Source organism: Sorangium sp. So ce426, assembly GCF_051475585.1.
Classification (GTDB): Bacteria; Myxococcota_A; Polyangia; order Polyangiales; family Polyangiaceae; genus Sorangium; species Sorangium cellulosum_B.
This window is the reverse complement of record NZ_CP150341.1, coordinates 6,528,176-6,551,302: the sequence shown is the minus strand read 5'-3', so window position 1 is coordinate 6,551,302 and position 23,127 is coordinate 6,528,176. Positions and strand designations below refer to the sequence as shown.

Here is a 23,127-nt window from a genome sequence, read left to right as displayed (position 1 = left end):
CGGCGGGTCGAGGCCGCGGCTCGCCTCGGTCAGCCGCCGCGGCGCTCGGCGATGAGCCTGTCCAGATCGTCCTCGGTGATGAGCTTCGTACCGTACTTGCGCGCCTTCACCGCCTTGCTCGACGTGGACGCCACGTCGGCGATGACGAGGTAGTTGAGCTCCTTCGTGACGCTGTTCAGCACCCGGCCGCCGTTCGACTCGACGAGGTGGGTGAGCTCGCCGCGGGGACGCGCGCCCGCGCCGGTGAAGCAGAACGTCAGCCCGGCGAGCGGGCCTTCGGCCTCGGGCGCGACCGGGACGATGCCGGCGGCGAGCAGCCGCCCGATCTCGTCGCTGCGGGCGCGCAGCCCTCGGACGATGCTCGCGGCCTTGATCGCGCCGAGGCCCGGGATGCCGGCGAGCTCGTCCTCGCCGGCGGCGAGCAGCTTCTCGATCGTCGTGTACCCCGCCGACACGAGCAGCCGCGCCGTCTGGATCGCGAACCCCTCGATGCCGAGCGCCGCGAGGAACACCGGCAGCGCGAGCGGGAGGCGGCTCTTCAGCTGCTCCAGGCACTTCGTTGCGCTCTTCTCGCCGCGCCGATCGAGGTCGGCGATGTTCTTGACCGTGAGCTTGTAGAGGTCGAGCGGCTCTCGCACGAGGCCCGCGGCCACCACCTGCTCGATCAGCTTGTCGCCCCACTCCAGCGCGCCGATGGCGTCGATCCAGTTGTGGATGCGCCCCTCGATGAGGGCGCGGCACGCGGCGTTCCGGCAGAGGAGGTACTCTCCCTCGACGACGAGCGGCGCGCTGCAGACCGGACAGACCGACGGAGGGACGGCGGCGGGGCCGCGCTTCTCGACGACCTCCTCGACGTACGGGATCACGTCGTTGCGGCGCGAGACCAGCACCTCGTCGCCCACGCCGATGCCGAGGCTCCGCACGTTGGCCGAGTTGTGCAGGGACGCGCGCCGGACGTTGGCGCCGGCGAGCTCCACCGGCTCGACGATCGCCACGGGGGTGACCCGGCCGCTCGGCCCGGTGTCCCACTGGATCGCCACGACCGTCGTCACCTTGGCGGGCGACGCGAATTTGAAGGCGACCGCGCCGCGCGGCCGGCGGTTGACGTCGCCGAGCAGGCCCTGGACGTGGAGCGAGTCCACATAGACGACGAGCCCGTCGATCTCGTAGTCGAGGCCTGCGCGGAGCTCGCTCGAGTAGCGCCGGTAGAGCTTCACGACGTCCTCGACGCTGCCGTGCGCGGTCTGCGGCGTCGCGAAGCCGAGCTCGCGCAGCCAGGCGAAGCGCGCCCGGCACGTCGGGATCTCGAGATGATCGGCGACATCGTAGAAGAGCACGGTGCAGTGCTCCGCCCCCTGGCCGTCGAACCGCTTGGCCGCGCCCGCCGCCATGTTGCGCGGGCTGGTGACGCCGGGGAAGTGGCGCTTCATGTCGGAGAGGCGAAGGATGATCTCTCCGCGCACGGACAGCCGGCCCTTCTCCCGGATCCGCGAGGGGATCCCCTTCATCCGCGCGACGTTCGCGGTGATCCGCTCGCCCCACTCGCCGTCGCCGCGGGTGATGGCGTCGACGAGCTTGCCGCCCTTGTAGATGACCTCGATGGAGATGCCGTCGAGCTTCTCCGCCACGAAGAGGTCACCCGCGACGCTCGAGGTGGATCCCGGCGCCTGCGGCGCGGCGCCCGTGCCGCCGTCGCCGTGCCCGTCCTTCACGAGGATCTCGTCGCACCGGGCGACCCAGGCCAGGAGCTCGTCCTCGGAGACGACCTTGTTGAGCGAGCCCATCGGGATCTCGTGCCGCGCCTTCTCCCACTCGGTGATCAGGGAGGCCGAGCCGACCCGGGCGAGCACCGGGTGCGCCGGATCGAGGGCGCGGAGCTCGTCCTCGAGGGCGTCGAACGCCGCGTCCGAGATCTCGGGGTGCCCAGCGTAGTAGCTCGCCCTGTATTTCTCGATGCGCTCGGCGAGCTCCTCGATCCTCGCCTTGTGCTTCGGATCCGTCGCGAGCCCGCCCTGCAGCGGGTTGCGCGCTCCGGCGTCGTCGTGGTGTGCCTGCGTCATCGCTTGCCTCGGCTCACTCGAGCTCCGTGTCGCCGGCGCGCCGGGCGGCGGCGAAGAGATCCCCCATGTCCATCGCGAGCTCGGACGGGAGCTCGTCTTCCCGGAACAGCCTGGCCTCGCGGATCTCGAGCGGGTTCTGCGGAGGGCGCGTCGGCGCGGCGATCCGGGCGGTGACGACGACCGTCACGGCGTGGAAGCGGATGTCGCGATCGGGCCGCGAGTACACGCCCACGACCCGCCCGAGCTCGACCTCGGTGACGCCGGCCTCCTCGGCGAGCTCCCGCACGATGCTGTCGCGGAGCGTCTCACCCCATTCCAGGGTGCCTCCCGGGAGCGCCCAGGTTCCGGTGTCGCTGCGGCGAACGAGCAGCCACCGGCCGTCGGCGGTCTGAGCGGCGGCGGCGATGCCGACGACAGGTCGCCGGAGCAGCGCGCGGGCGACCTCCTTGGCGAGGGCGAGCACGGAGCGCGGCAACAGCGACAGGGGAGCGATTTCCATGAGAATTTTTGTGGCGTGCGGGGAAAGCATAGGAGCGATCGGGCGCCGCCGGGAGAGGGTTCCGTGCGGCCTCGGCGGATCCTGCGGACGTCCATGCGCCGTGCGGCTCAGGCTCGGTCGCGGGAGAGAGGCAGGCTACGCTCGTCCCCATCATGGCGATCGTGCGGAGGGCGATGCGCGCTCCTGTCGGGTTGTACGGCTGGGCTGTCCTCTGCGGCGTGATGGCCTGGGGCGCGGCGCTTGCGCTCGCGTCGCTCCCGAGCTGCACCGACGAGCGGCTCCCGTCGCCGCGCCCTCAGGCGGGCAGCTCCACCAGCGCGGGCGCCTCGGGGGGATCGCCGCCCGATGCGGGCGCCCACGAAGGGTCGTCGAACGTCTGCGAGTGCCTCGCGGCCTACGGCGGCGAAGCCGGCCGCTGCGGCGATTGCTTTAACGAGCATGCGTCCCGCGGTGGGCGCTGCGAGGCGGAGCTCGCGGCGTGCGACGGGGAGCCCGGGTGCAGGCCGATCAGCCTGTGCCTCAAGGGGTGCGGCCACAAGAAAGCCTGCCAGACGGCGTGTGTGTTCCCGGACGAAGCGGGCGCCGCTCACCGGATGTTCCAGCGGGTGCTCGCCTGTGTGTGCGCCGCGTGCAGCGCCAGGTGCACCTACTCCGGTGCGCCGCTCGAGTGCGCCGCGCCCTCCGAGGTGGACGGCAGCGGTGGAGCCGCTGGCGCCGGCGGGGCAGGTGGCGGTGGAGCCGCTGGCGCCGGCGGGGCAGGTGCCGCTGGCGCTGGCGGAGCTGCTGGGGCAGGTGCCGGTGGGGCTGCGGGCGCCGGCGGGGCAGGTGGCGCGGGTGCCGGTGGGGCTGCGGGCGCCGGCGGGGCAGGTGGCGCAGGTGCCGGTGGCGCTGCGGGAGCGTCCGGAGATCGAGGAATCTGACGAGCCCTGCGCTCTCGTCGGCGCGCGGTCCACGCCGGGTCCCCGTGCGGTAGGCTTGCCGCATGGAGAAACCGGTGATCTGGGCGGCCCTTCAGCTCTCCAGCCAGGAGAACGTGAGCGAGAACCTGGCGCGGGTCGAGGTGCTCGTCGTCGAGGCGGCGCGCCGTGGGGCGACGACGGTCGTGCTGCCCGAGAACTTCGCGTACATGGGCAACGAGGAGGGGAAGCGCAACATCGCGGAGGACCTCGACGCTGGCGGCGGTCCGATCGCGCGTCGTCTCGCCGACGCGGCGCGCTCCGCCCGGGTGACCATCGTGGCCGGCGGCTTCCCCGAGCGCGCGCACGATCCGGCGCGACCGTACAACACCTGCGCGGTCTTCGGGGCCGACGGCCGGCTCACCGCGCGCTACCGGAAGATTCACCTCTTCGACGTCGAGATCGCCGACGGAACGAAGTACCGCGAGTCGGCGTCGACGACCGCCGGGGATCGCCCCGTCGTCACCGAGATCGACGGCGTGAAGCTCGGGCTGTCGATCTGCTACGACGTCCGGTTCCCGGAGCTCTACCGCGCGCTCTCGTCCGCGGGCGCGGAGGCGATCGTCGTCCCTGCGGCGTTCACCCTGCTCACCGGCAAGGACCACTGGCTGGTCCTGCTCCGCGCGCGGGCCATCGAGGCCCAGGCGTACGTCGTGGCCGCGGCACAGTGGGGCAAGCACCCTGGCGGGCGGGCGACGTTCGGGAAATCGTGCGTCATCGATCCGTGGGGTGAGGTGATCGCTCAGGCCTCGGAAGGGGAGGGGATCGCGATGGCGATGCTCGACCCCTCCTACCTCGATCGGGTCAGGGCGAACCTACCGTCGCTCACGCACCGGAGGCTCTGATCGTCGTGTCATGGGGGTAAGCACTTTGTCCTCGCACCGGAGGCTGCGGTGCCCGCGCTCCGCAGGGTCGATCTCTGCCGTCAGCTCACTCGGCAGAGGCGTCGCTCGGCTCCGTCTCTCCGGCCGAGGGCGGCGTGCTGCCGCGCTTGGACAGGAGGGCGCGGAGCTCCGCAGGTCTGCGGAAGCCGATGCGGCGGGCGACCTCTCCCTCGGTTAGCCCCTCATGCAGCAGCGTTCGCGCGCGCTCCGCGCGCACCTCATCGTAATAGACGTGGGGCGATGACCCGAAGGCCGCGCGGAAGAGCCGTGCGAAGTGAAACTCGGACAGATCGAGGTCCAGCGCGACCTCGTAAGAACGGATCCTCTGGCCTGCTTCCGCGGCGCTGCGGATGCGGTCGCGGCCGAGCAGGATCCGCTCCGAGGTACTGCGCGGCAGCGGGGCTGCCGAGCGCAGTGGTGGCGTGGATCGGGAGGCGCCGGTCGCCACAGCGCGCTCGCACGGCAGCTGCGCGCCGTGGCTCGGCGCAGCGACGCCATGCGCGGGGAGCGACGCCGGCCGCGCGGCAGGCGCGCCGCCCGGAACCGACAGGGAACATGCGGCCGGCATGCTGTGGGACGAGGAGGGTGCGATCGGAGTCGAGATGGGAAGCGCAGTCGTCACGAGTACCTCTCCAGCGGTGAAAGGGCGGTGTCTCGCGGTCATCGCGGCCACCGGCGCGACGTATTGCAACCAGCAGGCCGCGAGCCGACGCAGCGCTCTCGGCTCGCGCGGTTCGGCATTCAGCAGCACAAAATCCCGCGATTGTCCGGCAGCCTGCTCGCGATGTCCGACGGGGTGTGGCCTGCCGTTCACGTGGCACAGGCGCCAGAGATCACCCGCGGTTGGCACATTGTGTCTTCGCGACGAGCACGCCATGGCGGTCGCCTGCATCGCGACATCCTCGCGGCGAGCTCATGGGGGGCAGGGAGGATGAATGCTGGAGCGCGGCCGCGCATCCAACGAGGTCCGCGCGAGGCGCGGAGTCGCCGCGACCCCTCGAACGAGGGATCGATGTCAGACGTCGATCTCGGCGTTCGGCGCGCGCTCCATGATGAAGCGGAAGCGCGCCTGGGCGTCCTTGCCCATCAGCTCGTTCAGGATGCGATCGGTCTCGATCTCTCCCTCGATCACGATGCGCAGCGCGCGCCGGCGTCGGATGTCGAGCGTGGTCGCCTTGAGGTCCTCCGCGGGCATCTCGCCGAGCCCCTTGAACCGCGAGATATCCGCCTTGGCCGTCTTGGGGAGCTTCGCGAGGACCCGGTCGCGCTCCGCGTCGTCGAGCGCCCAGTGCGTCTCCTTGCCGACGTCGATCCTGTAGAGGGGCGGCTGCGCCAGGAACACGTGCCCGCCGCGGAGCAGGCCGGGCAGGTGCCGGTAGAAGAACGTCAGCAGCAGCGTCGCGATGTGCTGGCCGTCGCTGTCGGCGTCCATGAGTAGAAAAATCCTTCCGTAGCGCAACTTGGAGGCATCGAAGTCCTTTCCAAAGCCGCAGCCCAGCGCGCTCACGATGTCCTGGAGCTCCTTGTTGCCGAGCACCTTCGAGGTCGAGGCCTGCTCCGCGTTGAGCACCTTGCCGCGGAGCGGGAGGATCGCCTGGGTCCGGCGGTCTCGGCCCTGCTTGGCCGAGCCACCTGCGCTGTCGCCCTCGACGATGAAGAGCTCGCTCTCGCTCGGATCGGTCGATGCGCAGTCGGCGAGCTTCCCTGGCAGGTTGAGCCGGTGCGACACCGGCGTCTTGCGCAGGACCTGCTGGGTCGCCTCGCGCCGCGCCTCCCTGGCGCGCGCCGCCAGGATCGCGCGGGCCACGATCGACTCGCCGGCCGTGCCGTTGTGGAGCATCCACTGCTCGAGCGCCGGCCGGACCATGCCCTCGACCGCCGGGCCGGCCTCGGCGTTGTTGAGTCGATCCTTGGTCTGCCCCTGGAACTGCGGATCCTGGATGTAGATGGACAGGACACCCACGATCCCCTCGCGGATGTCGTCGGCCGTCAGGGTGACCCCCTTCGGCTGGACCTTCTTCGCGTCCATGAACGCGCGGACCGCCTTCACGATCGCGCCGCTGAAGCCGGACTCGTGCGCGCCGCCCGCGTGCGTCGGGATGCCGTTGACGTACGACTTCACGTACTCGTCGGTCGACTCGGTCCACTGGAGCGCGGCCTCCAGGCGGATCTCGCCCTCGCGCGCGACGTAGAAGATGGTCGGGTGCGTCACCGGCTTGCCGCGCTGGGCGACCAGCTTCGGCAAGAAGTCCGCGATGCCGTTCGGGTGGAGGAGCTCGATCGACTCTCCGGACGAGAGATCGCGGAACGCGATCTCGAGCCCTCCGTGGAGGTACGCCTTGGCCTCCAGGCGCTCGCGGATGGTCTCGGGATCGAAGCGCCGGCCCTGCCCGAAGATCTCCGGATCGGGCCTGAAATGGATGGTCGTGCCGTGCTTGCGGGTGGGCGCGCCCTTCTTGAGCTTGCTGGTCGGCGCGCCGCGCGAGAACGTCTGCTGGTGATCGAACCCGTCGCGCAGCACCCGGACCTCGACGAGCTCGGAGAGCGCGTTGACGACGCTCGAGCCGACGCCGTGGAGCCCGCCTGAGACCTTGTAGTTGTCGCTCGCGAACTTCCCGCCTGCGTGCAGCGTGCAGAAGATGAGCTCGAGCGCGGGGCGCTTGTACCTGGGATGGACGTCCACCGGGATGCCGCGCCCGTCGTCGGTCACGGTGGCGCCCTGGAGATCGGCGTCGAGCGTCACCTCGATCCGCTTCGCGTGCCCGTTGATGGCCTCGTCGACCGCGTTGTCGACGATCTCCCAGAGCAGGTGGTGGTAGCCCCTCGCGTCGGTGCCGCCGATGTACATGGCGGGGCGCTTGCGGACGGGCTCGAGCCCCTCGAGCACCTCGATGTCAGCGGCCGTGTAACGTGCGCCGGAAGCGGCGCGGACCGGGGAATTCGTGGCGGCCATGTTCAGCTCACCTCCAGCGTCGGTACGACGACGGCCGGCGGCACCACGCGGGCGAAGCGGTCGCGTCGCGCGACCGGCTCGCCCTGGGTGCCGCGCTGGCCGGCGATCTTGCTCGCGGCGATCTCGAGCGTCTTGCCCTTCTCCGTCTCGACCGTGATCACGTCGCTCGGCCCGAGGGCGAGCGCGGCGCCGACCAGGCGCTCACCTTCGGCGACCCGCATGACGACGGAGCCCTTGCCCGGGCCGGAGAGCAGGGCGAGCTCCTCCACGGCCACGCTGAGCGCCCAGGCGTCGCTCGAGGCGCAGAGCACCCGGTCGGCGCCGTCCACCGCGTGGACGAAGAGCACCTCGTCGCCCTCGTTCAGCTTGGCGAAGCGGCGCCCGGAGCGCGTCGATGGATCGCGGTGCGGCCGCAGCGAGAACCTGAAGCCGAGGCCTCCTCGGGTGATCGCCAGCGCGAAGGGCGGCTCCGGCTCGGCGGAGTCCGGGGTCTGCGCCGGGACGTCGAGCGCCCTCGGATCGAAGGACATCAGCGCGATCAGCCGCTCGCCGTCGGCCAACTTGAACAGCTTCTGCACGGGATCGCCGTAGCCCGTCGACTGCGGCACGTCGTGGATGCGGCACACGTAGCACGCGCCGAGGTTCGAGAAGAACGCGACCGTCGACCGCGTCGAGCCGGCGACGGCCGCGAGGACGCTGTCTCCCTCGCGAATGCGCGTCGAGGCCAGATCCTTCACCTCGCGGACCCGCTTCACCCAGCCCTGCGCCGAGAGGATCACGTTCGCGTCCTCGGCGACGATGAAGTCCTCCGCCTGGTACTCGGGCTCGTCGATCGAGCCGACCACCTTCGTGCGGCGCTTCTCGCCGTAGGATCCCTTGATCTCGACGAGCTCGTCGCGGACGATCCCCCAGCGCTTCGCGTCGTTCCGGAGCAGCCCTTCGATCCGCTTGGCCTCGGCGCGCTTCTCGCCGAGATCCTTCTGCACGAGCAGGATCTCGAGCCGCGCCAGCCTGTAGAGCTTGAGCTCGAGGATCGCGTCCGTCTGCTCCTCGTTGAGGGTGAAGCGCTTCATCAGCTTCTCGGCCGCGTCGGCCTTGCCCTCGCTCTTGCGGATGATCCGGATCACCTCGTCGAGCGCGTCGAAGATCTTCTCGAACCCCTCGAGGATCGTGATCCGCCGCCTCAGCTCGCCGAGCTCGAACTCGAGCCGCCGCGTCACCGTCGCGTAGCGGAAGTCGAGGAACTTCGTCAGGATCTCGTGCAGACCGAGCCGCCGCGGCGCGGCGATCTCCGCGTTGTCGGTGGGCACGAGGCAGGTGAGGTTCACCTGCACGTTGATCGCGAGCGGCGTCTGTTTGTAGAGGTACGCCATCACGAGCTGCGCGTCGGCGCCGCGCTTGAGCTCCATCACGATGCGCACCTCGCCGGTCGACTCGTCGCGCACGTCCACGAGCGTCGGCAGCTTCTTGGAGAGGATCACCTCGGCGATCTTCTCGACGATCGCCTTCCGCTCGATGCCGTACGGGATCGAGGTGATCACGATCTGCGGAGCGGCGCCGCGCTTGCCGTCGCCCTCTTCCAGCTGCCACTCGCCGCGGAGCTTCAGCGAGCCCTGGCCTGCCGTGTAGACGGCCTCGAGCTCCTTCTTCGTCGCGTGCAGCTGACCTCCGGTCGGGAAGTCCGGCCCCTTCACGTACGACAGCAGGCGGTGCGTGGTGAGCTCGCGGTTCTCGATCAGCGCGACGCACGCGTCGATCACCTCGCCCAGGTTGTGCGGCGGGATGCTGGTCGCCATCCCGACCGCGATCCCCTGCGAGCCGTTCACGAGGAGGTTGGGGAAGCGCGACGGAAGGACGATCGGCTCGAAGCGGGTCCCGTCGTAGTTGGGACGAAAGTCCACGGTGCGCTGGCCGAGCTCGCTGAGCAGCTCCAGCGCCAGGGGCCGGAGCTTCGCCTCGGTGTAACGCATCGCGGCGGGCGCATCGCCGTCCACGGAGCCGAAGTTCCCGTGGCCGGCGATGAGCGGCGCCCGCATCACGAAGTCCTGCGCGAGCCGGACCATCGCGTCGTAAATCGCGACGTCGCCGTGCGGGTGGTACTTGCCCATCACGTCACCGACGACCGCCGCGCTCTTCCGGTACTTCGCGTCCGGCCCGAGGTGCAGGTCGTGCAGCATCGCGTAGAGGATGCGGCGCTGCACCGGCTTCAACCCGTCGCGGACGTCGGGCAGCGCGCGCGACGTGATGACGCTGAGCGCATAGTTCAGGTACCGGCGCTGCGCCTCGTCGGCGAGCGAGGTGTCGGGCGCCGGGGGCGGCGGCGGCTCGCTGTCACCGGGCCGGCCGCCACGGCGGCCCTTGCGGGACGCGTCACCGTCGGACGGAAGGGAGGGGGGTCGAGACACGCGATGCTCCAGGGAGTGCGCGGGCACCGGACGAACAGGTGCTCCGATGTTCAGGTGAACGCTGGCGAGCCTCGGCAATTACCCAGGGGCGCGCGCTCGGTCAAGGCTGCCTCGCGGGAATTTCTGGGCAGCGCGTGCTCGCCTGCGCTCGTGCGGACCCTGGCATAGCGTCAGATGGCCGCGAGATCGACCCGAACGCGGGCAGCGCAGCGCGGCCTGACGGCGACGCCTTGATTTCGGCGTCCGCCCTTGAGACTCACGGCGCGCTGGGCTACGGGGTGGCGCCTTGTACGCGACAGGCACCCGACCCATGCTTCGCCTTCTCGGCCGCTGGCTGCGGCTCGTCTGGCTCGGCCTCTTCCTGGTGTTCGTTGCAGTGGCGGCGATACGGCCCCGGCTCGCGGCAGCCCAGGTGCCCGGAGGTGCTCCGGGCGCGCAGCCGCCCCGGGGCGGCGCCGCGCCGCCTGCCGCCCCGGCCAGCGCTGCGCAGCCGCCCGCGCCGGCCGACGCGGCCGTGGGAGCCCAGCCCGGCGCCGGTACACCTGCGCAGGTCGCCGCCGACGCCGTCGAGCCGACGATCCATCTGGCGCCCACGGAGGCCGAGCTCGCTCGGGGGCAGCCGGTCGTCCAGGTCGCCATCGCCGGCAACCGGCGGGTCTCGACCGAGGACGTGCTCGTCTACCTCGGGCAGACGCGGGTCGGCAGGCCGTTCACCCCCGAGGGGCTGGCGCGCGACGTGCGCGAGCTCTGGGACTCCGGCCTGTTCGACGACGTCGAGGTCGACCTCACGCGCCGCGACGACGGCGTGAGCCTGAGGGTGCTGGTCCGCGAGCGCCCGAGCATCAAGGCCATCGAGTTCTCCGGCAACAAGGAGATCGACAGCGAGGATCTGACCGAGGCGCTCTCCGTCGAGATCAAGACCGGCACGATCCTGAGCTACGCGGCGATCCGGCGTGGCGTGCAGAAGCTCCGCGACAAGTACGCCGAGGAGGGCTTCTTCCTCGCCGAGGTCAGCTACGAGGTCAAGCCGGAGCGGGAGAACCAGGTCACCGTCAAGTTCACGATCAAGGAGCACTCCCCGGTCACCGTCCGGCGCATCACGTTCATCGGCAACCAGAACATCTCGGACGAGGAGCTCCGGGAGGTCATGATCACGGGGCAGGGGGGCTTCTTCGCCTTCGGCACCGGCGGTCCGTTCCGCCAGGACGCGTTCGAGCGCGACGTCCTCGTGATCAACGCGCTCTACTACGATCGTGGCTTCCTCGCGGCGCAGGTCGCGACGCCCAGGGTGATGCTCACGCCCGACCGCACGGGCATCGAGGTCACGATTACGATCAACGAGGGGCCGCGCTTCCGCATCCGCTCGCTCCGCGTCTACGAGCGCGACGCCGACGGCCGCGAGATCGAGCCGCTCGGCGGGCGCCGCGCGCTGCGCGAGATGGTGCGGGCCAAGCCGGGCGACTGGTTCAACCGCGCCGAGCTGGCGAAGGATCTCGGCGCGATCCAGACGCTCTACCGCGACGCCGGTTACGCCAACGTCGAGGCGTCGCCTGACACCCAGCTCGACCCGGACAGGCGCGAGGTCGACATCACCGTCGGCATCCGCAGAAACCAGCTCGTCTACTTCGGGCGCATCGAGATCCGCGGCAACACGAAGACGCGGGACAAGGTGATCCGCCGCGAGATGGAGGTGGAGGAGCGGCGGCTGTTCAGCGAGACGAAGCTGGAGCGATCGAAGCAGCGGATCACGGCGCTCGGCTACTTCGAGCGGGTCGACATCTCCACCGAGCAGGGCGACGACCCCCAGCACATCAACGTCAACGTCGACATCGGCGAGAAGCCGACGGGCACCTTCCAGATCGGCGCGGGCTTCTCGAGCGTCGAGAACTTCATCGCGACGGCGCAGGTCCAACAGGCGAACCTGCTCGGGAGCGGCCAGTCGCTGTCGCTCCAGGCGCAGATCTCCGGATCGCGGCGCCTCATCGACGTCCGCTTCTTCGAGCCGTACCTGTTCGACAGCCCGTTCTCCGCGGCGGTGAGCGTCTACAACCAGCTGCGGACCTACACGGAGTTCTCGCAGACCTCCACCGGCGGCTCGCTCACGCTCGGCTACCCGCTCATCGAGCCTGAGCTGCGCGCGCAGCTGACCTACACGCTGGAGAACGACGAGATCTCGTCGGCCACGAACACCGGCCTCGGCACGGCAGAGGAGCGCGCCTCGTTCCAGCGGCTCCCGCTCTACAACCTCTTCAACGCCGGGCTCACGTCGAGCATCCGCCCTGCGCTCACCTTCGACACGCGCAACAACCAGCTCTTCCCGACCTCGGGCATTTACCTGCAGGGCTCGGTGGAGCTCGCCCACAGCGCGTTCGGCAGCGAGAACGAGTTCCTGCGGTACCGCGCCACAGGGAGGTTCTACTACCCGATCACGGACAGCCTGGTCCTCAAGCTGAACACCGAGGCCGGCATGGTGACGAGCCCCAACCCGCAGGGGGTGCCGATCTTCGCCCGCTTCTTCCTTGGCGGCATCCTCGACGTGCGCGGCTTCGAGATCCGGGACATCGGCCCGCGCCTCCCGCTCCGCGAGTCGCTCGATCCGAACTCGCTGCCCATCGCGAACGGCGCGAACATCGGCGGCAACCTGATGTACTACCAGAACCTCGAGCTGGAGTTCCCGATCCTCGAGGCCGTGCAGATCAAGGGCGTCGTCTTCACGGATCTGGGCAACGCCTGGAACCTCGAGAAGCTGTACTGCAACGCCGCCCCCGCATCGCCGCACGACGTCACGAACCCGTGCTTCTCGGCCGAGCGCCTCCTCGACGTCCGCACCTCGTGGGGATTCGGGCTCCGGTGGTTCTCCCCGCTCGGACCGCTGCGCTTCGAGTGGGGCTTCCCGTTCAAGCGGCTGCCCTACGAAGAGACGTACAAGTTCGAGTTCAACATCGGCAACTTCTTCTGAGCCCCTGGCCAGCGGGCGCAGCAGGGACGTGCGCGTTCCCCGGGGGGGCTGACGGGGGGCTGACGGGGGGGGTGGTGCGCGGGCGGGCGGACCCTGCCCCGGAGCGTCCTGGATGGCGCGCAGCGGGCGTCGCGGCCGCTGGAGGGGGGCGGGCGCCGGGCGGATCGCCGTGGAGTCCGGGGGCGGCGGTTGCTCGTCGGGGGCGCCGCTGTTAGGTGGAGATCCATGCGCCCGGAGCACAGCTCGATGGGGTTCCCCAAGCCAGGCAAGGCCCTGCTGGGGATGATGATCGCGATCGGCTGTATCTGGGTGATGTTCACCCTGGGCCTGAACTGGGGGGGCGCCGGCGAAGGCGTGCTCGAGCCGTTCCTCGGCATCAGCGAGAAGGTGCTCCACGGCCAGGTGTGGCGGCTGCTCACCGCGCCGCTCGTCCACAACCCGAGCGACCCCTGGCACTTCGTCACGACGCTGCTCGGCCTGTATTTCCTCGGTGCCTCGCTCGAAGAGCGCTGGGGAGCCAGACGCACGCTGGCGTTCCTGTTCGGCTCCGCCGCCTTCGCGTTCGCGCTCCAGGTGGCGGTGGGCGCGCTCCTCCCGAAGATGGCGCGGCCGGTCTTCTACGGCGGGCTCGGGATGATCGAGGCGGTCGCCGTCGCGTGGGCGCTCGCGCACCGACATGCCACGGTCCGCCTCTTCTTCGTCCTCCCCGTGACGGGCACCATGCTGCTCGTCTTCATCTTCGGGATCTCGGTGCTCAACGTCATCGCCATGCGCGCGCCCCCCGAGGGGCTGATCACGCCGTTCGGGGGCATGCTCGCGGGGTATCTCTTCGGCGACTTCTCCCCGCTGCGCCGCTTCTATCTGCGGATCCGCTTCCGTCAGCTGCAGGCGCAGTCCGCCGCGCTCCGCCGCGTCCCTGCGGCGCGCGGCCGCTCCGGGGGCGTCCCGCTGAGGGTCATCCCCGGCGGCCAGAAGGACCCTCCGAAGGACAAGCGCTACCTCAACTGAAGGGGTCGCGCGGCGCCCCGCCCCGGCCGTGCTCCCAGGCGTTCAGGGCGCGGCGCACCGGCGGAGCTCTTCGAGCGTCTTCGCGCGCGTAAGGCAGGCGAGCTCGCCGGGGTCGACCTTGCTCCCGGCGAGCTCCCGCTTGCAGTCGGATGTCCACTCCGACGAGAGCCTCTCGCCCTCGCTGTCGATCACCACGGAGGCTTTCCCCGGGCCCCCTTTCGCGGTGGACCCCACCCGCTTTGCCTCCGCTGCCCACGCGGTGCGCATGCCCTCGCCGATCGTGCGGCAGTCTTCTTCGGACATCGTCTTGGTGCAGCCGCCGAGGACCGCGCCCGCGAGCACGAGGAGGGCCACGGCGGCGCGTTGCTCGCCGACCGCGCAAGCGCGTGCTCGGCCAGCGAGAGGCCAGCAGCGCGGCCTGCGCGGTAGAGCTGCCTTCGTTTGGCGAGCAGGCCAGCCCACGGACTAGCTGTCGATGAAGCTCTTGAGCTGCTTCGAGCGGCTGGGGTGCCGGAGCTTGCGGAGCGCCTTCGCCTCGATCTGCCGGATGCGCTCGCGCGTGACCTCGAAGTCCTGACCGACCTCTTCGAGCGTATGGTCGCTCTTCTCACCGATGCCGAAGCGCATCCGGAGCACCTTCTCCTCGCGCGGCGTCAGCGTCTTCAGGACCTTACGGGTCTGCTCCGCGAGGTTCATGTTGATCACGGCCTCCGCGGGCGAGATCACGCTCTTGTCCTCGATGAAGTCGCCAAGGTGCGAGTCCTCTTCCTCGCCGATGGGGGTCTCCAGCGAGATCGGCTCCTTCGCGATCTTCAGGACCTTGCGCACCTTGTCGAGCGGGAGCTCCATCTTCTCGGCGATCTCCTCGGGGGTCGGCTCGCGGCCGTACTCCTGCACGAGGTAGCGCGAGGTGCGGATCAGCTTGTTGATCGTCTCGATCATGTGGACCGGGATGCGGATCGTCCGCGCCTGGTCAGCGATCGCGCGGGTGATCGCCTGCCGGATCCACCACGTCGCGTACGTCGAGAACTTGTAGCCGCGCTTGTACTCGAACTTGTCGACGGCCTTCATGAGGCCGATGTTCCCTTCCTGGATGAGGTCCAGGAACTGGAGGCCGCGGTTCGTGTACTTCTTCGCGATGGAGACCACGAGGCGGAGGTTCGCCTCGACCAGCTCCGCCTTGGCGCGCTCCGCCATCCGCTCCCCCTCGCGGATGTTCTCGTAGGTGTCGCGGATCGCGGCGACGTCGATGTTGAGCTCTTCCTCGACCTTCTTCAGGCCCTTCTGGGCGTTCTTGATGGTCGATTCGAAGTCGTTGAGCTCCTCGCGGTTGACGTTGAGCTTCTTGGCGAGCCGCCCCTCGAGGGCGCGGTTGCCCTTCACCTTGATGAGCTCGCGCTTGAGCTCGCCCTTCGAGAGCCCCGTGCGCCGCTCCAGCTCCGTCGCGCCCGCCTCGGCCTTCTCGACCTTCGAGATGAGGCTCTTCAGCTTCTGGACGATCTTGTCGATCGTCCGCTTGTTGAGGCGCATCTCCTCGAGGGTCGTCACGAGCTCGGCTGTCGCCTGCGTCACCTCGACGTCGATCTGCTTGCGGCGGACCTCCGTCTTCACCTCTTTGCGCTCCTCCAGGAGCTCCGCTTTCTTCTTGTCGACGCGCTTCACCTTGTCGATGAGGCGGATGATGCGCCGGTCGGCCTCCTCCTCGTCGAACTCCTGGTCGTCGTTCTCGGCGTCCTTGATGAGCTCCTTCACCCGGATCTTGTGCTTCCGGAGCTTCTCTCCGAGATCGATGATCTCGCGGACGGCGATGGGGGAGTCGAGGATGGCGGCGTTGACCTTCTGCTCGCCGATCTCGATCCGCTTCGCGATCTCGACCTCGCCCTCGCGGGTGAGCAGCGAGACGCTGCCCATCTTCCGGAGGTACATCCGGACGGGGTCGTTCGACTTCGAGTAGTAGTCGACGTCCTCTTCCTCGCGGTCGGGCGTGACGACGAGCTTCTTCTCGCCCGCCTCCTCGTCCGCGATGCGCTTCGGCGCGATCTTCACCTGGGTCGCGCCGTCGACGATCTCGATGTCCTCGTCGCCGAGGGCGCCCACCACGTCGTCGAGCTGATCGGGCGCGACGTCCGCGGGGAGCGCGTCGTTCACCTCGTCATAGGTGAGAAAGCCTTTGCTCTTGCCGGTTTCGACGAGCTTTTCGAGCGTCTTCCGATCCTTCTCCGACCGCTCGGCCCGGATGCCCGCGTCTCCTTTGTTGCTAGGGCGCGCCCCCCCCTCGGCGTGCCCGCGTGTCGATGCGTGCCGCGCGCCGTTCAGCGCGCCGCCCCCCGCAGCCCTCGCGACCCCGCCTGCCCGACCGGAAGATTGCTTGGCCTTGCTCGCCATTACCTCATGCTCCACTTACGGCGATCAGCTCGCCGCGACCGACAAGACACCAAATGACTCCGATAAACTCTAGGGATCACGCACGTCGAGTCACCACGGCGAGGCGACCCGGAACGCATCAAGGAAGACCGAGACCCCCCGCTCTTCGCTGGAATAGCTCACGCAGCAAAGCGTTTTCAGCATCAGCGTCGACCGCGCTCTTCTGGAGCTGGCTCACGACGGCTGCTTTCTGTCGCGCCAGGGCTTGCCTGCTCAACTTTTGTGAATTCTCCAAGAGCGTCGCCTTGGCCGTTGAGGCCGCTTCGAAGACAGGCGAGACCAGCCGTCCAGCCGCGAATGAATGGATCGGAGCCGGGACTTGCGCAAGAAATTCGCTGGCGGCAAGACCCATTTCAAAAGTGAAATTTTGACGCGCCGCAACAATTGCCAGGGCGACGTCGCCTTCGAGGCACTCCAGCGCCGTCTGGAGATCCTCGTCGGCCAGAAGCTCGGGAAAATCGAGGATCGCACCCAGGATCTCCAGGCTTACCTCCTGGATTTGCGTGCGCGAGCGAGCGCGCTCCCACGTCTCGGTCGTCTGTCCGGAGGGGGTCACCTCTCGGGTTGCCTGGCTCCTCGGGCGGGAGAGGGACTCCTCGACGACGCGCTCCAGCTGCCGGAGGTCGTCCGGTGAGCGGCCGCCGATCACGAGCTTCGACGAGAGGCGATCGGCGTAGAGCTTCGCCATCATCCTGAGGTTCGGGTCGTCTTCGTCGGCGAGCAGCGACGTCACGGCGCGCACGCGGGCGAGCTGCTCGGGCAGCGACGAGCCTCCGAAGCTGTCGCCGTCGAGCGCCTCGTCGATCAGGTGCTCGAGCAGGCCGCGCGCCGCCTTGACGATGCGCGCGATCGCCTCCGGGCCGTGCTTGCGCGCGAGGTCGTCCGGATCGACGCCGGGAGGCAGCACGGCGACGCGCGCGCTGAGCCCCGCCTCACGGCACGGGGCGCGCGCCGCGCGCGTGGCCTTCTTGCCGGCCGCGTCGCCGTCGAACAGCAGGATGACCGCGGGCGCGAAGCGCTTGATGAGCTTCGCCTGCCCGGGCGTGAAGGCGGTGCCGAGCGGGGCGATCGCCTGGCCGATGCCGCGCGCGTGGAGCGCGACGACGTCGAAGTTGCCTTCCACGAGGATCGCCTCGCCGCGCTGGCGGATCGCCTGGCGCGCCTGGTGCAGCCCGAAGAGGTGCTCGCCCTTCGTGTAGATCGGCGACTCGGGGCTGTTGATGTACTTCGCCGGCGCGCCGTCGGCCTGCGGCGCAGGGCCGGTGAGGCCGAGCGACGAGAGCTCGGAAGGGCTGGGATCGGGCAGCGCGCGTCCGCTGAACGCGATCACCCGGCCCATCACGTCGGTGACGGCGAACATGAGCCGGTGCCGGAAGCGGTCGTAGTGTCCGCTCCCCGACGAGCGCGGCACGAGGAGCCCGACGCGCTCCGCGAGGACCGGGGAGACGCCTTGCTGTCGCAGGTACGTGGAGAGCCCGTCCCAGCCGAACGGGGCGTAGCCGATCCGGAACGCCTGGAGGGCGTCGGCGATCGGGTCGGCGGCTCCATCACCGTCGCGGAGGGGCAGGCCGCGCCGCTCGAGCTCCTCGTGCGCGTAGCGCGCGAGCGGGTGAGGAGCGCTGCCCGGCCCCCCGCGGAGGCTGTGCTCGAAGAACGTCGCGGCGAGGTGGTTGACGGCGTAGAGGTCGTCCTTCGACCTGCGCGCCGCCTGCGCCTCGCGCCGCTCGGCCTCGGTCAGCGACTCCGCCACCTCGATGCCGGCGCGCTCGGCGAGCGCGCGGATCGCCTCGGCGAACGTCCGGCCCTCGAGCTTCATCACGAAGTCGATGGCGCTGCCGGTCTCCTTGCAGCCGAAGCAGTGGTAGAACCCGCGGTTCGGGCTCACGTGGAAGCTGGGCGTCTTCTCCTTGTGAAAGGGGCACAGCCCGGTGAAGGAGTGCCCTCGGCGGGCGAGGCGCACGCTTTCGCCGATGAGCGCTACGAGATCCGTGCGCTCTTTCACGAGCGCGATCGTCTCCGGAGAGATCATGGGCTGCCTTGGGGGCTCCGTGCGTGCGGGGCCCGAGGATCATCACGGGTGGACTCAGACGGCGTGGCGGCGTCCGCGCCAGCGCCTCGGTGGTACGGGCGGCTCGCGAGGCGGGAGACTTCCCAGTCCCTCGCGGCCTGTGTGGAGACAAGTGTCCTGTGCGGCGGCCGCACGTGCAAGGCGGTAGCCGCCAGAGGCGTCACTTCGGATCGGGGAACGGAGAGCCGGGCTTCTTGTGGTCCGTCAGGCTCTCGTCGGGCTGGGAAGCCTCGACCATCTCGTCGACCGGCGGCGCCTCGGCGTGATCGGCCAGGAAGCGCGTGTCTTCGCGGACCATCGGAGGGGGCGGATCGCCGATGAGCTCGAGCTCGGTGGCGAGCCACTGCTCCTCCTCGATGAGCGCCCGGCGGCGCGGATCAGTCAGGTCGCCTTGCCAGTGGTCGAGCTCGGTGTCGACCTCCTTGAGCCGGCGGCGTACCCTCACGACGTCGACGTCGTCCTTCACCGCGAAGCGCTCGGTGAGGAGCAGCGCGGTGTCGCCGGCGACCTCGACGAAGCCATGATGGACGGCCAGGCGGTGCTCCTGACCGTTCTGGTGGTAGGTCACGAGGCCGGTCCGGAGCGCGGCGAGCAGCGGGAGGTGACCCGGGAGCACGCCGAACTCACCGGCGACGCTCGGCGCGGTCACGTCCGTGACCTGCTCGCGCAGCGCGACGCCGGTAGGCGTCACGATCTCGAGGAGGATTGTGTCGGCCATGGCTGCGTCAGGACGCCCTCTGCGACGCCTTGGCCTTCACGTCCTCGATGCCGCCCACCAGGTAGAAGTCCTGCTCCGCGACATGGTCGAGCTTGCCGTCGAGGATCTCCTCGAAGCCCGCGATCGTGTCCTTGAGCGGCACGAGCTTGCCCTCGAGCCCGGTGAACTGGGCGGCCACGAAGAACGGCTGTGACAGGAACTTCTGGATCTTGCGGGCGCGCGCCACGACGAGCTTGTCGTCCTCGCTGAGCTCGTCCATGCCGAGGATGGCGATGATGTCCTGGAGGTCCTTGTAGCGCTGCAGCGTCTGCTGGACGCGCCGCGCGACGGAGTAGTGCTTCTCCCCGACGATCTGGGGGTCGAGCATCGTCGAGTTCGAGTCGAGCGGATCGACGGCCGGGTAGATGCCGAGCTCCGAGATCGCGCGCGACAGCACGGTGGTCGCGTCGAGGTGGGCGAAGGCCGTGGCGGGCGCGGGGTCGGTCAGGTCGTCCGCGGGGACGTAGATCGCCTGGACGCTGGTGACGGAGCCCTTGGTCGTCGAGGTGATGCGCTCCTGGAAGGCGCCCATCTCCGTCGAGAGGGTCGGCTGGTAACCGACGGCGCTCGGGATGCGTCCGAGGAGCGCGCTCACCTCGGAGCCGGCCTGGGTGAACCGGAAGATGTTGTCCACGAACAGGAGGACGTCCTGCCCCTCCTCGTCGCGGAAGTGCTCGGCCACGGCGAGCGCCGAGAGCGCGACGCGGGAGCGAGCGCCCGGGGGCTCGTTCATCTGGCCGTAGATCAGCGCGGCCTTCGAGATGACGGGGCTGCCGTCCGCGAGCTTCGACTCGCTCATCTCGAGGAAGAGGTCGTTGCCCTCGCGCGTCCGCTCGCCGACGCCGGCGAAGACGGACACGCCGCCGTGCGCCTTCGCGACGTTGTTGATGAGCTCCAGGATGAGCACCGTCTTGCCGACGCCGGCGCCGCCGAAGAGGCCGATCTTGCCGCCCTTGCGGTAGGGGGCGATCAGGTCGATGACCTTGATGCCCGTCTCGAAGACCTCGACCTTGGTCGACTGCTCGATGAACGGGGGCGGCTCCCGGTGGATCGGCGCCACCTTCTTGGCGTGCACGGGCCCGGCTTCATCGATCGGCACACCGACGACGTTCAGGATCCGGCCGAGGCACTCGTTGCCGACCGGCACCATGATGGGCTTGCCCGTGTCGCGGACTTCCATCCCGCGCACGAGGCCGTCGGTGGAGTCCATCGCGATCGTGCGCACCGACGACTCGCCGAGGTGCTGGGCGACCTCGAGCACGAGGTTGTCCGGCTCAGCCGAGATGCTCGGGTTGCTCAGCTTGAGCGCGTTCAGAATCTTGGGCAGCTGGCCAGCCGGGAAATCGACATCGACGACCGGTCCGATGACCTGGGTGATCTTTCCAACAACCATGGAGCGGGAGCCCTCCTCGTACGTGCTTTGACGAGTCGCGGGGCCCACTAGCACGGACCTGCGCGTCCGACTAGTGCCGTGTGCCAGAAATTCTGCGGGATTTTTGACGGCCGCGTCGCTGCGGACGCGCGGTCGTGGGCGTGTTTTCCGGGGCTGGGCTCCACGCAGGACGTCCGTGTGCGACGTCCAATCTCGCATCACTCTCCGGCTCCGGCTCCGGCGACGGGGCGCCGGCGCGCGGCGGGCGCTCAGCGTCCTCTAAAGGCGGCGATCCGCGCAAACGCCTCCACGCTGAGCGTCTCGCCGCGAGCGTCGAGCGAGATGCCGGCGTCCTTCGCGTGCCGCTCGAGCTCCTGGGAGGACCAGCCATAGAGGTTCTTCCAGGCGTTCCGGAGCGTCTTGCGGCGCGCCGAGAACGCGGCGCGCACGGCGGCGCGGAAGGCGTCCGTCTCCTCGGCGCGCCGCGGGCGCCACGGCGTCAGCACGACGACCGCCGAGTCGACCTCGGGCCTCGGGTAGAACGCGCCGGCGCGCGCGATCAGGAGGCGGCGCACGTCGAACGCGGCCTGCACGAAGACCGAGAGCGCGCCGTAGTCGGCGCTGCCCGGGGCCGCGACCAGGCGATCCGCGACCTCGAGCTGCACCATGAACACCGCGCGATCGATCTGGTGCGCGACGGTGGTCGCCTGCTCGAGGAGCCGGCCCGTGATGTGGTACGGGAGGTTGCCCGCCACCGCGTGCGGCCGCGCGTGGCCGGAGAGCGCGCCGACCCAGTCGACCTGCGCTGCGTCGGCCTCGAGCAGCGTCAAGCGGCCTTCCTCGATCGGCCCAGCGAGCTGCTCGCGCAAGATCGGGACGAGGTCGCGATCGCGCTCGATGGCGACGACGTGCGCGGCGCGATCGAGGAGCGGCCGCGTGAGCGCGCCGAGCCCTGCTCCGATCTCGATCACCGCGCCGCCCTCCGTCGTCGTGGCCGCCTCGGCGATCCGGCGCGCCGCATCGACGTCGACGAGGAAGTTCTGCCCGAACCCCTTCTTCGGGGAGAGACCGCGTGTGCGCAAGAGCTCTGCGATGGCCATCGCCCGTCCTCAGATCTGCGGTGGGTGCGCCCCGTCGTGGGCTACGTCTGCGGCTCTGCTCGGCGCGGCCGCCGCGCGCAGCCGCACCACGCGCACGCCGGCCTTGCGGAGCGCGGCTTCGCGGCGGGTCTGAGCCACCCGCGCGCGGATGAGCACCGCCTCGGCCGCGATCGGCGCGAGCTCCTGGAACGCCTTGCTGGACGGCGTGGGGCCGCTCTGCCCCTCGTCGCCCTCGCCGTCCTGCGGTCGCGGCGCCTCCCAGGGAGGCCCGAGCCCTGGCTCGAGATCCGGGAGCGTCCACACCACGTGAACAGCCTTCCGCGAGAGCCGACGCACGGCCTCCGAGAGCTGGCCCAGCTGTGCGTCGGCCGGAGGCGACGCGAGGACGTAGACCATGCTCGCGCGCGGCTTGGCGCGCGCGATGTGCGTGAGCGACTCGGCGACCGCCACGGCGGGATCGCGCCGATCCGGCTCGGCGCGCGCGGGCGACTCGATGCCGTAGCTCGCGAGGTAGCGGCGCAGCGTCCGTTCGCGCTGCGAGCGCCCGAGCGGCGCCGGCGCCGAGAACGGCGCACGCGCGCGCATCGACTCCGCGCGGGCCGCCAGCCGGTCGAGGTCGCCGCGGCGCAGATCGTCGAGCCCGCGCGCGTCGAGCGGCCTGAGGTGCTCGATGACGCGCGCCGCGACGTCCGTCTCGTCGAGCTCGCTCCGATCCGCGTCGTACGTGCCGCACCCGACGGTGAGCGCCTGCGCGATCTTCTGGCCATGCCCTGGGCCGTGATCGGGCGCGATCGTCACGCGCGGGCCGGGGGCCAGGACGATGAGCCCGACGCGATCGCCGCGCCCGAGGTGCCTCGTCGCGATGGCCGCGGCCTCGTCGATCATGAGATCGAGCGGCGCGCGGCCGAGCGGGCCCGCCCAGAGCTCCACGGCCGCGTCGACGAGGATCCAGACCACATCCCGCTCCTCGCGCTCGAACTCCCGCACGAGCAGTGTGCCCCGGCGCGCGCTGGCCTTCCACGCGATCTTCCGGAACGGGTCCCCCGGCTGGTGCTCTCGCAGCTCGCGCAGGTCGTCGCCTTCGCCGCGTACGCGCCCGGGCTTGCCGGAGGCTGCGAGGAGGTGACTGCGTCCTCCGCGCGGCTGCGTCAGGTACGGCATGAAGGGCCGCGGGAGCACCTCGATGCCATACGGGTTCGCGAAGGTCAGGGGCACCTCGAAGAGGCCCGGGGCGCCGTGGACCTCGAGCGCGAGCCCGTGGAGCCCGTGCTGGCCGACGCGCGGCGTTCGCACGATGACCTTCACCTTGAGCCGACCCGAGGCGGAGACCTCGCCGCGGTTCGGCTCGATGCGCACGTCGAGCTGCGACGACGCGATGGTGCGCAGCTTGACGTAGCGAGCCGCGAGGGTGTCGCGGTTCCGAACCTCGGCCTCGATCTCCACGGTGCCTCCGCGCGCGGAACGGAGGATCCGCCGCGAGCCGCCCCAGAGCATCTCGAACCCAGCCGCGCGGATGCGCGCCACCGACACCAGCGTCACGCCGCGGGCGAGCGCGATCGCGACCAGGATCGCCCCGCCCCAGCCGACGATCGCCGGCTCGCGCGCGATGAGCCCGGCGCCCATGACCGCGACGCCGGCGATGGCCAGGTGGGCGGCGGTGCGCGTGGGGTAGAGCTGCATGC

At 70.1% G+C, this 23,127-nt stretch carries 15 protein-coding genes; 3 read left to right on the top strand and 12 right to left on the bottom strand.

What is annotated here, in order from left to right; genetic code table 11:
• Window positions 1–29 precede the first annotated feature (29 nt).
• Together ligA and WMF44_RS24295 are read right to left on the bottom strand one after the other, a co-directional pair.
• Window positions 30–2,060 (bottom strand): NAD-dependent DNA ligase LigA, encoded by a 2,031-nt coding sequence (ligA, locus tag WMF44_RS24300; protein ID WP_437301475.1) that lies wholly within the window; start codon window positions 2,058–2,060, stop codon window positions 30–32.
• A gap of 13 nt (window positions 2,061–2,073) precedes the next feature.
• On the bottom strand, window positions 2,074–2,559 hold the full coding sequence (locus WMF44_RS24295) for an NUDIX hydrolase (protein WP_231865014.1): 486 nt from the start codon (window positions 2,557–2,559) through the stop codon (window positions 2,074–2,076).
• A gap of 982 nt (window positions 2,560–3,541) precedes the next feature.
• On the opposite strand from WMF44_RS24295, the gene WMF44_RS24290 reads away from it, so the two are divergent.
• Window positions 3,542–4,360 (top strand): carbon-nitrogen hydrolase family protein, encoded by an 819-nt coding sequence (locus WMF44_RS24290; protein ID WP_437301474.1) that lies wholly within the window; start codon window positions 3,542–3,544, stop codon window positions 4,358–4,360.
• An 85-nt stretch (window positions 4,361–4,445) separates the two neighbouring features.
• On the opposite strand, the gene WMF44_RS24285 is transcribed toward WMF44_RS24290, so the two are convergent.
• From WMF44_RS24285 to WMF44_RS24275, 3 genes are all read right to left on the bottom strand, one after another.
• On the bottom strand, window positions 4,446–5,291 hold the full coding sequence (locus tag WMF44_RS24285; protein WP_437301473.1) for a helix-turn-helix domain-containing protein: 846 nt from the start codon (window positions 5,289–5,291) through the stop codon (window positions 4,446–4,448).
• Between the two features lie 123 nt (window positions 5,292–5,414).
• The gene (locus WMF44_RS24280; protein ID WP_437301472.1) at window positions 5,415–7,352 is read right to left on the bottom strand and encodes a DNA gyrase/topoisomerase IV subunit B; all 1,938 of its coding nucleotides are present in this window, start codon (window positions 7,350–7,352) and stop codon (window positions 5,415–5,417) included.
• A gap of 2 nt (window positions 7,353–7,354) precedes the next feature.
• A complete protein-coding gene (locus tag WMF44_RS24275) occupies window positions 7,355–9,757 on the bottom strand; it encodes a DNA gyrase/topoisomerase IV subunit A (protein WP_437301471.1) in 2,403 nt (800 codons plus the stop codon).
• A 310-nt stretch (window positions 9,758–10,067) separates the two neighbouring features.
• Here WMF44_RS24275 and bamA point away from each other — a divergent pair, with 310 nt between their 5' ends.
• The gene (bamA, locus tag WMF44_RS24270) at window positions 10,068–12,716 is read left to right on the top strand and encodes an outer membrane protein assembly factor BamA (RefSeq protein ID WP_437301470.1); all 2,649 of its coding nucleotides are present in this window, start codon (window positions 10,068–10,070) and stop codon (window positions 12,714–12,716) included.
• Between the two features lie 225 nt (window positions 12,717–12,941).
• Complete coding sequence (locus tag WMF44_RS24265) at window positions 12,942–13,724, top strand: rhomboid family intramembrane serine protease (RefSeq protein ID WP_012237081.1); 783 nt, start codon at window positions 12,942–12,944, stop codon at window positions 13,722–13,724.
• Between the two features lie 42 nt (window positions 13,725–13,766).
• Here the strand turns inward: WMF44_RS24265 and WMF44_RS24260 are convergent, their stop codons facing one another.
• From WMF44_RS24260 to WMF44_RS24230, 7 genes are all read right to left on the bottom strand, one after another.
• On the bottom strand, window positions 13,767–14,078 hold the full coding sequence (locus WMF44_RS24260; protein WP_437301469.1) for a hypothetical protein: 312 nt from the start codon (window positions 14,076–14,078) through the stop codon (window positions 13,767–13,769).
• 111 nt (window positions 14,079–14,189) lie between these two features.
• Complete coding sequence (rpoD, locus tag WMF44_RS24255) at window positions 14,190–16,109, bottom strand: RNA polymerase sigma factor RpoD (RefSeq protein ID WP_437301468.1); 1,920 nt, start codon at window positions 16,107–16,109, stop codon at window positions 14,190–14,192.
• A gap of 118 nt (window positions 16,110–16,227) precedes the next feature.
• Complete coding sequence (gene dnaG / locus WMF44_RS24250; RefSeq protein ID WP_437301467.1) at window positions 16,228–18,177, bottom strand: DNA primase; 1,950 nt, start codon at window positions 18,175–18,177, stop codon at window positions 16,228–16,230.
• 199 nt (window positions 18,178–18,376) lie between these two features.
• Complete coding sequence (gene atpC / locus WMF44_RS24245; RefSeq protein WP_437301466.1) at window positions 18,377–18,934, bottom strand: ATP synthase F1 subunit epsilon; 558 nt, start codon at window positions 18,932–18,934, stop codon at window positions 18,377–18,379.
• 7 nt (window positions 18,935–18,941) lie between these two features.
• A complete protein-coding gene (atpD, locus tag WMF44_RS24240; protein ID WP_012237076.1) occupies window positions 18,942–20,366 on the bottom strand; it encodes a F0F1 ATP synthase subunit beta in 1,425 nt (474 codons plus the stop codon).
• A 248-nt stretch (window positions 20,367–20,614) separates the two neighbouring features.
• Entirely contained in the window at window positions 20,615–21,445 is an 831-nt protein-coding gene (gene rsmA / locus WMF44_RS24235; RefSeq protein WP_437301465.1) for a 16S rRNA (adenine(1518)-N(6)/adenine(1519)-N(6))-dimethyltransferase RsmA, read from the bottom strand.
• A 9-nt stretch (window positions 21,446–21,454) separates the two neighbouring features.
• On the bottom strand, window positions 21,455–23,125 hold the full coding sequence (locus tag WMF44_RS24230) for a DUF58 domain-containing protein (RefSeq protein WP_437301464.1): 1,671 nt from the start codon (window positions 23,123–23,125) through the stop codon (window positions 21,455–21,457).
• Between the last annotated feature and the right edge of the window lie 2 nt (window positions 23,126–23,127).